The sequence below is a fragment of the Vibrio sp. ZF57 genome, assembly GCF_001691235.1.
Taxonomy (GTDB): Bacteria; Pseudomonadota; Gammaproteobacteria; order Enterobacterales; family Vibrionaceae; genus Vibrio; species Vibrio crassostreae_C.
Window position 1 is genome coordinate 257,816 of record NZ_MAKD01000097.1, and the last position, 12,793, is coordinate 270,608.

General features: G+C 43.3%; 9 protein-coding genes and 1 other annotated feature. Of the genes, 3 read left to right on the forward strand and 6 right to left on the reverse strand.

The genetic code is table 11. The features are described 5' to 3' along the window. Window positions 1–177: 177 nt before the first annotated feature. The 6 genes from yjjX to A6D97_RS15420 form a co-directional block, all read right to left on the reverse strand. The gene (yjjX, locus tag A6D97_RS15395) at window positions 178–699 is read right to left on the reverse strand and encodes an inosine/xanthosine triphosphatase (protein ID WP_017062855.1); all 522 of its coding nucleotides are present in this window, start codon (window positions 697–699) and stop codon (window positions 178–180) included. Then, window positions 662–3,040, reverse strand: coding sequence for an EAL domain-containing protein (locus A6D97_RS15400; RefSeq protein WP_065584731.1), 2,379 nt, complete (start codon window positions 3,038–3,040; stop codon window positions 662–664). Before A6D97_RS15400 ends, yjjX begins: the two co-directional genes overlap by 38 nt. 333 nt (window positions 3,041–3,373) lie before the next feature. Then, window positions 3,374–4,549: a prephenate dehydratase gene (pheA, locus tag A6D97_RS15405; RefSeq protein ID WP_017059361.1), complete on the reverse strand. Its 1,176-nt coding sequence runs from the start codon at window positions 4,547–4,549 to the stop codon at window positions 3,374–3,376. A 12-nt stretch (window positions 4,550–4,561) separates the two neighbouring features. Continuing rightward, window positions 4,562–4,683 (reverse strand) — a sequence feature (Phe leader region). Between the two features lie 110 nt (window positions 4,684–4,793). Then, window positions 4,794–5,129, reverse strand: coding sequence for a ribosome-associated translation inhibitor RaiA (gene raiA / locus A6D97_RS15410; RefSeq protein WP_004735034.1), 336 nt, complete (start codon window positions 5,127–5,129; stop codon window positions 4,794–4,796). A gap of 424 nt (window positions 5,130–5,553) precedes the next feature. Beyond that, the gene (locus A6D97_RS15415) at window positions 5,554–6,978 is read right to left on the reverse strand and encodes a lytic transglycosylase F (RefSeq protein ID WP_346393666.1); all 1,425 of its coding nucleotides are present in this window, start codon (window positions 6,976–6,978) and stop codon (window positions 5,554–5,556) included. A gap of 140 nt (window positions 6,979–7,118) precedes the next feature. Then, entirely contained in the window at window positions 7,119–7,847 is a 729-nt protein-coding gene (locus tag A6D97_RS15420; RefSeq protein ID WP_017059363.1) for an outer membrane protein assembly factor BamD, read from the reverse strand. A gap of 137 nt (window positions 7,848–7,984) precedes the next feature. Between A6D97_RS15420 and rluD the strand changes: the two genes are divergently transcribed. The 3 genes from rluD to clpB all read left to right on the forward strand — a co-directional run bounded on the left by rluD (window position 7,985) and on the right by clpB (window position 12,418). Beyond that, complete coding sequence (rluD, locus tag A6D97_RS15425; RefSeq protein ID WP_017059364.1) at window positions 7,985–8,959, forward strand: 23S rRNA pseudouridine(1911/1915/1917) synthase RluD; 975 nt, start codon at window positions 7,985–7,987, stop codon at window positions 8,957–8,959. 2 nt (window positions 8,960–8,961) lie between these two features. Then, window positions 8,962–9,702 (forward strand): peptidoglycan editing factor PgeF, encoded by a 741-nt coding sequence (pgeF, locus tag A6D97_RS15430; protein ID WP_065584732.1) that lies wholly within the window; start codon window positions 8,962–8,964, stop codon window positions 9,700–9,702. 142 nt (window positions 9,703–9,844) lie between these two features. Next, a complete protein-coding gene (gene clpB, locus A6D97_RS15435) occupies window positions 9,845–12,418 on the forward strand; it encodes an ATP-dependent chaperone ClpB (RefSeq protein WP_065584733.1) in 2,574 nt (857 codons plus the stop codon). Window positions 12,419–12,793 lie beyond the last annotated feature (375 nt).

The window sequence follows — 12,793 nt, forward strand, 5'->3', positions numbered from 1 at the left end:
CACGCGATAGTATGAATACGAATTCGATAAAAAACGCTAACTGGATGTTTAATGCCGATCGTTTAAGAAGACTTGAACGATCTTGCAGTTAGCAGATAATCCCTAACTGGATGTTAGCGTTTTTTGTTTCTGAAGATTGTTCTTGGAATCTTTTGAAGTTTAAGGAAGCCTCAAATACTAAATAGGAAAGTGTTCAGGATTCACAAATGGGATCAGAGCCAAAATTAAAGCTTGATGGTAGACCGAACTGCGTGACAATTGGTTATGTGTCAGTAGGCCAATGGCACCACCTTTCTGTTTGATATTGTCGGTACCAAACACTTCATCCATCACATCCCCTAACTCGTTTGCATGCTCTAGTTTCTCAAGCACGGCTGGTGGCAGCATCAGACTTGCTGAACGAGACTCGCCACGTTGGCCATTCGTTTCGATCACCATCCAGGCAAAGGTGACGTTTGTTTCTATTCCCGCTTCTAGACCAACATAGAAGTCTGCATCAGGCTGAGCTTGAGTTGCGTTGTGAACTCGATTCACGGCACCTTGATAGGTTTCATCATTGCTCATCGGTTGATCGGCGACACCACTAGGGACGCTGATGCCTTGGAAATCAAATTCAGTATCAGGAAAAGCAGATAAGAACGCACTTTTAACGGCGTTGATTTTAGCTGGGTTCAGCGATGCGATGATTACAGATTTCATGTGTCGGATTCTTTTTGTTGTCGATTAGATTGAGTTGATGTTGTCGGTACCAGTCACTCAATTCTTCTAGTGGCATGGGTTTACCAAAGTAATAGCCTTGCAGCATATCGCACTGTGCATCCTGTAACCACTGGTGCATGCCTTGAGTTTCAATCCCTTCGGCGGTGACCTTTTTCCCTTGAGCATGACACAACCCGATAACCGGTTTTAAGATGTTCTGGTTATTGGTCTCAATCAAGGTATCCAAAAACGCTTTATCCAATTTAATTTTCTGAGTTGGATACTGCACCAGTTGAGTGATAGAGGTGTAACCGGAACCAAAATCATCAATCGCAAGTCGATAGCCCATGCATGCCAGTTCGTTCAGCAATGGAAAACCTTCTGAATTTGAGTAAAAGGTTTCAGTGATTTCAAAATCGATTAGGCTTGGTGGAATTCGATTTAACTCCGCGTGTTCTTTAATGAAACCCGCAAGATGAGTGGTTTCAATGCCAGCAGAAGATAGGTTGATCGACAATTGAATTGAGTGATCAAATTGAGCCTGAAGTCGATGGAATGAAGCAAACGCATTCTGTATTACCCAGCGGTCAACATGTTCAAACAGCCCGGTTTGTTCGGCTATTGGAATGAACTCATCTGGTGGAACCAAACCAAGTTGCTTTGAATTCCAACGCAATAACACCTCAACGCCAATAACATCAGTCCCGGTGGAATCCATGTAGGGCATGTAAACGAGCCTGAATTCATCATCAAAATTCTTACCTCTAAGCGCACGTTCAATATCTGCTTGGCGCTGAATGGCTTTGTCTAAATCCCGTGAATAGTCAGCAAATTGGTTTTTACCGGCACGCTTGGCTTGGTACATCGCGGTATCCGCGTTGGACAGAAGCTTCTCGATTGAGTTGCCATCATTAGGGTAGGTCGCAATACCAATACTGACCGTGATCGGAAAGCTGCCTGATTCGGTGACAAAGCCTTTTTGCAGTGGAGTGAGCAAATCGTTCGAGAATCGATGCGCGACATTTCCTCGGTGACTAGGAGCGTTAATGTAGACAACGAACTCGTCTCCAGAAAGTCGGGCTGGCATACAATGAGCGTCGAATTCCTCTTTATAATGACGACAAATATCTGAAATACGCTGAGCAAAAGAAACCAGAATCGAGTCGCCGATTTGATGCCCGTATTTGTCGTTCACAAACTTGAAGTTGTCCAAGTCAAAATAGAGAACCCAGGTTTCGGTATTCGAACTCGGTTTTGGCAACGATTGCTGAACGAAGGTTTGAAACTGATGCCTATTGGCTATTTGGGTTAACTGATCATTTTCGGCCAAGAGCTTGGTCTGTTGGTAGGTGTTATCTAACTCTTGGTACATGTCATAAAAACGCTGTGATAGGCGGCCAAGCTCATCACGAGTGCCCAAGCGTTCGATGTTCTTACGTTGTTTTTTTTCGACTTGCTGTAGCTGTCGATCGAGCCGCGTTATTGGAGTAATCACAGTGCGAGACAGAAGCATGAGTAGCAGAGCGACAGTCACAAACGCAGACAGGGCAAACGACAAACTCAGCTTGTTCCAAATTGAATCGAGCTTGTTTTCTAATAGGAATTGCGCCGGATCGACTGTGGCGTACAGTTCTGGAGCAAGCTTGACTGAGTGGGTGACATCATTTTCCAAAGAAACCGCTATGGATGTGAAGAATAAACTGGTTTGGTAGTCGAACTCTATCTGTTTTCTCAGCGCATTAAATTTGTCGAGAGAGACAGAGACAACAACAAAGAACACATCGTCGGGTTGATTGTTAACGGTTGGGAAAATCGCTTTTCTATCTACCTTGTCATAGTGAACCAACATCCCTTCGCCTTGGGAGTTTTGAATATAGTTGGTACTCGATGTTGCTAAGGTGTCTTGATAGTGCAGGTCAACATACTCCAATATCTTACTGTCAATCTGAGTGCGTGAGTCATTGCTATTATCCGCGTAATAACGCAGTTTTCGATCACCATTAAGAAGCGCTAAACCTGTATAGCTTTCATCGTCATCTTGCAGGAAATGAATGGCTTCTCGAAGATTACTGACCAGTTCAAGATCGCGAGATAGATTTTGATCAGTGAGAAAATAACGCTTCACCATATCACTCTGGGTCAAGGTGTAAGAGTAGCTATTGAGGAACGAACGAGATTGGCGAAAGTATCCGGCTAGTTTTTCCATGTTCAGTTGAAGTGCGTTGTCTTCGCGTTTGATGAAACTGCTTTTTTGCGTCGAATAAATAATATAGCTAGAAGCCGCGGTACTGATCAGTATCACAGGGGCTATTAGTAGTAAGATTTTAGTACTTAGCTTCATAGTTAATGACAACACTATTTATAAATTAAGCGCATAAGTTTATGTTACTTAATGCTTACTCGCTATTAATTATACGTAGTTCGATGATTTCCTGTGAAGGGGGTAAGGTTTTGTCTTTATTGATAAAAAAAGCCACTAATGAGTTTTTGTTAGAAAGGCTCAAGTAGTGGAGAGAGTAAGCGTGCCGAATGTGCGAAACAAGTGAATTGTGTTTCAGGCATGCTAGGGGACGTGTTCTTAGCTCGAATGGTGCTCGACTAGAGGGTGATTTAAGTATTTGGCCTGCTGTAGGCCAAATACTTATGTTAGCTAAAAGCTGATACTCACTTTCAGCTATGACAACTTAACTTGAGTCGCTTTGATGTTCTCACTTGGGTAGCAACCCAACACCTTAAGGTGGCGAGTAATGGCTGTTAGTTCCGTTATCGCTTGTTGCATATTATCTGAATCCAGATGCGCCTCTAAATCGACATAGAACATCTCTTCCCAAGGGTTACCCATGATAGGACGAGATTCTAGCTTAGTCATGTTGATGCCTAAGCGTTGCAGGATCAGTAGTGTTTCTACCAAAGAACCCGCCTCTTGAGATGTCGACATGATGAGCGTTGTTTTCGCTGGTATTTGAGTCGATACTTCAACAGGCTTACGCGCCACAACGATGAAACGAGTGTGGTTCTCTGTTTGGTTTGCAATATTGCTCTGGATTGGCTGTAGTCCATAAAGCTTACCGCTCGATGCATTACCAATAGCAGCTACGTCATTACCACCCAATTCTTTAACTTTTTTCATTGCATCAGCGGTGCTTGCGCAAGACTCAAGGTTGACACCCTTAAGGCGGCTCAAGAACTCACTGCATTGTTGATGAGGTTGTGGGTGCGAGTAGAGTGTTTTGATGTCTTCTAAACGGATATCACTTTTAGCAACAAGGCAGTGCTCAATCGGTTGAGAAAGTTCGCCAACAATGTATAGAGTCGTATGCTGTAACAGGTCGTAGACCTCGTTAATTGACCCTGAACTGGTGTTCTCAATCGGCAGGACACCGTAGTCGGCATGGCCAGACTCTACTGTTGATGCGACTTCTTTGAAGTGATTACAGTTCAGCTCAATCAATTCCATATTCTTGCGGCTGAAGTATTCGCGGCTCGCAAGGTGAGAATACGATCCCTTAGAACCTAAGAATGCAACGCGAGCCAATGGTTTACGGCTTTGCGGGTTCGCTAGGTTTTGTAAGTATGACTGTTGTAGTAAAACGGAATCTTCGATGATGGTGTGAAACAGCTTGGTAATGTACTGCGCATCAAGTTCGTATTTATCTTTGCCGTTGTTGATCAGCTTAACTAATAGTTGTTGTTCTCGTACTGCATCACGAACTGGTTTTGATGTCTCTACTTTGCTTTTAGCGACTTCGATACTTAGCTTGCGACGCTCTGAAAGTAACTTCAGGAGTTCGTCGTCTAAATCATTAAGACGAAGGCGGATATCATCCAGTGAAATTGAGCGGTCAGTCATAAATGTGTCCTTATAAAAAAGCCTCCCTAGTGTGGGAGGCTTCTTGTTCGTTTTTGACTTGTTTTTCTAAAACGACTTAGCCTCCGATTTACGGAAGAAAAAAGAAGTCAAAAATAAACAAAGATTGAGTGTGCATAAAAAGTGATTGTTTTATGAATGTTTAAACACAATAAGCAAGCGAGCTACGAGCGTCAAGCAAAAAAATAGCGCCCTGAGGCGCTATTTTTTAATCTGTTCTCTTTCCTTATTCTACTTCAGCTTCTAGCTCTTCGATTTCAGGCTTTTCAGCGCGGCGCGCTTCTGGTTTATGGCGTAGCTTGTTGAGTTGACGCTCTAGTTTTTGTTCTACTTCGTTGATCGCTACGTAGAGGTCGTCATGGATTGATGAAGCAACAAGTTGGCCTTTTGGTACGGTTAGTACCGCTTCAAATTTCTTCTTCTTGTTTGGTTCTTCGCTAAAGCTCGCTTGGCAGCCAATGATGTCTACTTGCCATTTATCTAGCTTTTTAAATTTGCTTTCTATGTGATCACGGATTGCAGAGGTAATGTCGATGTTTTTACCAGTGATGTTCATTTTCATAGAAGTTTTCCTCTGTTGTATCCCTCATGGGTTAACTTCAGATTACGACTTTTAGGAATAAAGAATGTGATCTAGATCTTGTTTTGGTTGGGTGGGATAAGCATTAAAATCAAATGTGATCTTACGCAAGTCTTAGTATCTTTTTGGCGAAAAATGCTTGTTATCCTTATGAAAAACGATAACTTGGAGGCAAGGCTTCGCTAAAAATTAAATCAGTTTTTAGGGGTGTCCTACAGCCTATGGAAAGTACTTGATTGAAATTTACTCAATAGTGTTTTGTGATATAGGTCTTGTAATATAGGTCGCTACATAAGCTTCTTCAGAATTAGATAAACAAAAGCCGCATAAGTATTCTTATGCGGCTTTTGTGTTTTTTAGCTTTACCTAATACCTTTGGCTCCCCAGCTCTGGGATGGAGGCGATCCTAGTCGTTAGTGTTCAGTAATCTCGCTGTGCCGTCCTCTCGGATAGCATTGATAGCTTGTAATTGTTTATAGATTACGAAGTAACGATTGATGTTGGCAACATAGGTTACGGGTTCTTTACTCACGTATTTGCGAGTGATGATTTCTACGTTTTTAAACCAGATGTTTGGGTTGTAACCTTTCTGCTTGGCAATGCTCCTCATCTTTCTGATCTTAGCAGGACCAGCGTTGTAAGAAGCCAAGGTAAAGTAGATTTGATTGTCGGGTGATATTGCCGGGTCGTCAAAATATCGGTCTTTGATAAAGCGCATATACTTCACACCCGCATGGATGTTGTTATCCACCTTATGGATGTTCTTGATGTTGACGTTTTTATCTTTGGCGGTACTCGGTAATACCTGCATCACACCAATAGCCCCGCGATGAGAAATCCGGCTCTGATCCAGTCCTGATTCTTGGAAACCTTGAGCTGACATCATCAAAGGATCAAATTCATACTTGCTCGAATACTTTTCAAAGACATCTGAGAGTTTAGCTACTCGGTCTACTTTATTGGGGTTGAGTGCTCGGCCTAACCAGCGAGTATTGTCGATGTATTTCTGGTAGATGACATTCCCAAGCAGGGTGCCTGTTCGTGCGGTCTTGACGTATTTGTTTATCTCTTTCTTCAGTTGAGGGCTGTCTTTTCTTAAAGCCCAAGCAATACGACCATTTTCTCGTAAAGGTAAGTCGTTATGGACTTGAATGTTTTCCATTACATCGATCCAGAGCTTGGCTTTATGGTTATCCAGAATTGTGCCTTGTATATAACCTTGGTTAACCAGTTCTATCAGCTCGTAGTCTTGTAATGACTCCTCGATAAAGTGGACATGCAGTGGTGGTAAACCTAGCTCGTTAAGCTCCTTATTAACTCTTTGTACACTCTCGAAGTAACTCGAGCTTGCTCGTATCCACACCTCTTTGCCACTCAATTGCTTGATTTCGGTGATAGGTTCGGCCTTTTTCCCTGTGATAATGAGTTCTTTACCATCTTTAATCATCGGATCCGAAAAATCGATGGTTCGTAATCGTTTATCGGTGATCGTTAGGTTAGCGACAGCGACATCACCATAGCCAGACTCTAAAGAGGGAAGTAGATCATCTCGTTGCACGGGGATGATTTGAACATTGAGATAGGGATGTTTCTTACGAAGGCTTTTCTCAAAGTGGTAGAGCATTTCTGCCACGATGCCTTTTGGCTTGCCATCCTCGATGTAATAGAAACCAAGGTCGGCAGACACTAGCACTCTAACCGTTCCTTTGGTTTTGAGCACATCCAAGTCACCCATGTAAGGCTTATTGCTTAATGGAGACAGTTCTAATGCGTAGGATAAGTGGCTAAATAGCGATATCCAGATAAATAATAACAACCTACTCACATCCACACTCCATGTTGATGTTTTGTTAAAAGTTATCTTTTGAAGATACCGTGTATTATGCGATCCATCAAGTTTGCGATATGTAGATGAAAAAAAGCGCGCTAGTAAATTAGCGCGCTTTTAGGATTGAGATGTAAGAGGTTTGATTAAGGTAGTGGGTTTAACTCAATCAACTTTTCTGTTCTTAACACAGCGTCATCTAGGCCGAGTTGTTGATAAGCTTTTAGCTGGATATCTAAAGACTTACGCGCAGCAATGGTGTCTGGGTAAGTTTTTTGCAGCTCTTGCGTTCTGTTGATCGCAGCAATCCAAGCTTCGCGGCGTAGGTAGAAATCAGCGGTTGCTAAGTCATACTCTGCTAGGCGGTTCTTAAGTGCGAACATGCGTTTTTGTGCATCTTCAGCATAAGGGCTACTAGGGAAACGTTCGAGTAGTCGCTTGAAGTCAGCAAACGCAAGTTTCACTGGTTCAGGATCTCGGTCACTACGGTCGATATTAAAAATATCGTGCATGAAGTTTCGGTCTTGCGCCATGTGCGTTAAGCCGCGCATGTAAAGAACCCAGTCTTGTTTCTCATGCGTTGGGTTCAAACGTAGGAAACGTGAAATGGTAGCGAGGCCAAGTGCCAAGTCATCATTTTTGTAGTAAGCGTAAATCAGATCGAGCTGTACTTGCTCAGAATAGGCGCCGAATGGGTAACGTGAGTCTAGGGCTTCTAGCTTTTCTATTGCTGAAAGCCAGCTACCGCTCTGCAGTGATTCTTGAGCGTCAGAGTAGAGAACCGATGGTGGTACATCTGGCACTATCTCTTCACTACTTGAACAACCAACCAAGAGTGATACGGCTAATAGACCCGATAAAGTAAGGTGTTTCATGTCAGGCGTCGATTCCTTGAATTAAATATTTCGTAAGCTTCCGTTACTTTCTAACCAGTAACAGATACAATGATGCAATTATTCTATTTTATCCATACTAATGGGTATTAGTCTCACGGTTTTTAAAAAAGTTCGATATGGCTCAGCAGATCACATTAACAGACACAGTAAAAAGCAGCCAGTTAGGTCAACGTTTAGACCAAGCTGTCGCTGAACTATTTACCGATTTTTCTCGCTCTCGCATTAAAGAGTGGCTTCTTGACGGCAAAATCCAAGTGGATGGCGAAGTTATTACAAAGCCGCGCGTTAAGGTTTTGGGCGGTGAAGAGATCATCTTGCAAGCTGAACTTGCAGATGAAGAGCGCTGGGAAGCACAAGATATTCCTCTAAACATTGTCTACGAAGATGATGACTTATTGGTTATCAATAAGCCTCGCGATCTGGTTGTACACCCAGGCGCAGGCACACCGGATGGAACCATACTAAACGCATTGCTTTTCCATTACCCACAGATTGCAGAAGTGCCTCGTGCAGGTATTGTGCACCGTCTTGATAAAGACACAACAGGTCTTATGGTTGTGGCTAAAACGGTTCCAGCTCAAACTCGTCTTGTGCGTGCTCTTGCTAAGCGTCGTATTACTCGTGAATATGAAGCAATTGCAATTGGCAAAATGACCGCTGGTGGTGTGGTAGAGAAAGGCATTAGCCGTCATGCAACTAAGCGTACCTTGATGGATGTAAATGAATTAGGAAAGCCAGCGGTAACTCACTACCGTGTTGCTGAGCACTTCCGCGAGCATACTCGTATTCGTCTACGCCTAGAAACGGGTCGTACTCACCAAATTCGTGTTCACATGTCATACCTTCAGCATCCGCTGCTAGGTGACGTTGCATACGGTGGTCGTGCTCGTATTCCAAAAGGTGCATCTGAAGAACTAACAACAATGATTCGTTCTTTTGATCGCCAAGCACTGCACGCCGTTATGCTTAAATTTGTTCACCCAATTACAGGTGAAGAAGTTGAGTTCCACGCTCCTGTGCCAAATGACATGGTCGTGATGGCTGAAGCGTTACGTGTTGATGCGCGCGAAAACTTGGAAGACGACATTTAATCATGTCGATGATCATCCCTAACTGGAATGCACCAAAAAACGTGAAAGCATTTGCTTCGACACGTTTTGATGGTTTTTCTACTGGTGCGTATCAAGGATTAAACCTAGGTACGCATGTTGGGGATGATGCTTCGCTTGTTGAAAACAACAGAGCCTGGCTTAAGCAACACGCTAATATGCCTGCCGCTCCGGTATGGCTACATCAAACTCACTCAACAGATGTCGTTACGGTTTTACACCCTACGGCAGATATTCTTGATGCTGACGGTGCATTTACCACAGCTAAAGATGTTGTTTGTTCTGCGATGACAGCCGATTGCTTACCTGTAATCCTTACTGATACCAAAGGCACTCAAGTTGCTGCAGTTCATGCTGGTTGGCGTGGTCTTGCTGGTGGCATTCTTGAAAATGCCGTCGCAAAGTTTTCAAACTTAGGTTCAGAGAATAAGATCATTGCTTGGCTTGGTCCTGCAATAGGCAAACAAGCTTTTGAAGTAGGCGATGATGTGTTGGAAGCTTTCGTTAGTTTTGACTCTCAAGCTAAGCTCGCATTTGAAGCCAAAGCTGAACCAGGCAAATGGCTAGCGAATATGTCTCAGCTTGCAACGCAACGACTGAACAAAGTTGGTGTAACTTCTGTGACAGACTCTAATCTATGTACCTTCGCTGATGCCGATGCGTTCTATTCTTATCGTCGTGATGGTATTACTGGACGCCAAGCTACTTTTATTTGGTTAGAGTAACCTTTAACTAGTGCAACCAGTCATCCAGCTCATTTATATTTTTATAACAGCTCTATTCTTCATTCTTATCCCTTGAAAATCCGCGTTACCGTATCCATCTTCTAACCATAAGATAAACATATCTAAGAGTAGGAAGGTTGGCATGCGTCTCGATCGATTCACTAGTAAATTCCAAATTGCGATATCTGATGCTCAGTCGCTCGCATTAGGTCGTGATCACCAATATATAGAGCCTGTGCACCTAATGGTGTCTTTGCTTAATCAAGATGGTAGTGCAATTCGTCCATTGCTCACCATGCTGAATATTGATGTGGTTCAATTGCGTTCAAAGCTAAGCGAAATATTAGACCGTGTACCGAAAGTAAGTGGTATCGGTGGTGATGTTCAACTGTCGAATGCAATGGGTACTTTGTTCAACCTATGTGACAAGGTCGCACAAAAGCGTCAAGACACATACATTTCTTCGGAAGTCTTCCTACTTGCCGCAATTGAAGATAAAGGCCCTTTAGGTAACCTGCTTAAAGAGCTAGGTCTTACTGAGCAAAAATTATCTCAAGCTATCGAGCAGGTTCGTGGCGGTCAAAAAGTTGATGACCCAAATGCCGAAGACCGACGCCAAGCGTTAGAGAAGTTCACCATCGATCTGACTGAAAGAGCGGAGCAAGGCAAGCTGGATCCGGTAATTGGCCGAGATGACGAAATCCGCCGTACTATCCAAGTACTTCAGCGTCGTACTAAGAACAACCCAGTCATTATCGGTGAACCTGGTGTTGGTAAGACAGCTATCGTTGAAGGCTTGGCTCAGCGCATTATTAACAATGAAGTGCCAGAAGGTTTAAGAGGCCGACGCGTACTTTCATTAGACATGGGTGCTTTGGTAGCTGGCGCTAAATATCGTGGTGAGTTTGAAGAGCGTTTGAAGTCAGTCCTCAATGAATTGTCTAAAGAAGAGGGCAATATCATTCTCTTCATCGATGAAATTCATACTATGGTCGGCGCTGGTAAAGGTGAAGGCTCTATGGATGCCGGTAACATGCTAAAACCAGCGTTGGCTCGTGGTGAACTCCACTGTGTTGGCGCAACGACTCTTGATGAATACCGTCAATACATAGAGAAAGATCCAGCGTTAGAGCGCCGCTTCCAAAAAGTGCTTGTCGATGAACCAACGGTTGAAGACACGGTGGCGATTCTTCGTGGTTTGAAAGAGCGCTATGAACTTCATCATCATGTAGAAATTACCGACCCAGCAATCGTGGCTGCAGCAACACTATCTCATCGATACGTTTCTGATCGTCAACTGCCGGATAAAGCGATTGATCTGATTGATGAAGCGGCTTCGAGTATCCGTATGCAGATCGACTCAAAACCTGAGTCGCTAGATAAGCTCGAGCGTAAAATCATTCAATTGAAGATCGAGCAGCAAGCTCTTACCAATGAAAATGATGAAGCCAGTGAAAAACGCCTTCGAACATTACAAGAAGAGCTTTCTGACAAAGAACGAGATTTCGCAGAGCTTGAAGAAGTGTGGAATGCAGAGAAAGCCGCGCTTTCTGGCACGCAACACATCAAGTCAGAGCTAGAACAAGCTCGTATGGATATGGATTTTGCGAGACGTGCTGGTGATCTTAACCGAATGTCTGAATTGCAATACGGTCGAATCCCAGAATTAGAGAAGCAGTTAGATCTTGCGACTCAAGCTGAAATGCAAGAAATGACGCTGCTGCGTAATAAGGTCACTGATGCAGAAATTGCAGACGTGCTATCGAAGCAAACAGGCATCCCTGTTTCTAAAATGCTAGAAGCCGAGAAAGAGAAGCTTCTTAAAATGGAAGGTGTTCTACATAAGCGAGTTATTGGCCAAGCGGAAGCAGTCGAAGTGGTATCGAATGCGATTCGTCGTAGCCGTGCAGGTTTATCTGATCCAAACAAGCCGATTGGATCTTTCTTATTCCTTGGTCCAACTGGCGTTGGTAAAACGGAGTTGTGTAAAACACTCGCGAACTTCATGTTTGATAGTGACGATGCAATGGTGCGTATCGACATGTCTGAGTTTATGGAGAAACACTCTGTTGCTCGTTTGGTTGGTGCTCCTCCGGGTTACGTTGGATATGAAGAAGGTGGTTACTTAACAGAAGCAGTGCGTCGCAAGCCTTATTCAGTGATTTTGCTAGATGAAGTAGAGAAAGCGCATCCTGATGTTTTCAATATCTTATTGCAGGTGCTTGATGATGGACGCTTAACTGATGGACAAGGTCGTACAGTCGATTTTAGAAACACGGTAGTGATCATGACATCCAACCTTGGCTCTTCGAGAATTCAAGAGAACTTCAATACGCTCGACTACCAAGGAATAAAGAATGAAGTGATGGAAGTGGTAGGTAAACATTTCCGTCCTGAGTTTTTGAACCGAGTTGATGAAAGCGTGGTGTTCCATCCATTGGGTCAAGAGCACATTCAGTCGATAGCCGCTATTCAGCTTGAGCACCTTAAGAAGAGAATGGAAGACAATGGTTATGAGCTTGAAGTTTCGGATAAAGCACTCAAGTTAATTTCTCAAGTTGGTTTTGATCCAGTATATGGTGCACGACCTTTGAAAAGAGCGATTCAACAAAGTGTCGAGAACCCGTTAGCGAAAGCGATACTGGCAGGAAAAATTAATCCAGATAAGAAAGTGCAGCTATTAGTAAACAACGACCGCATTATTGCTCACCAATAGTTGAAGTAAGAACGGTAGGTACGATTGGCCGAAATTAAGGCTTAATCGTACCTATTTTAAACGCTTTGTGTGAATAGTGTTCGAACGGTCGCCGGTGGCGGCTTTTTTTCGTTTTTAGCCTTGTACAAAGGATTATTCTCTCTATAATGCGCCTCCGTTGCCAAGGATAACCAAGCGGTTTGAACTGAGTAACAAGACGGTGATAAGCATTTAAGATGCTTTGAAAAATTAGCTGGAAAAAGTGTTTGACACTGGAATCTAATCCGCTAGAATGACCGTCCACTTCGAGAGGCTCCTTACTAAAAGGAAGGCTCAACAAGTAAAGCTCTTTAACAATTTAAACCTATCAATCTGTGTGGGCACTCGTTGATGAAT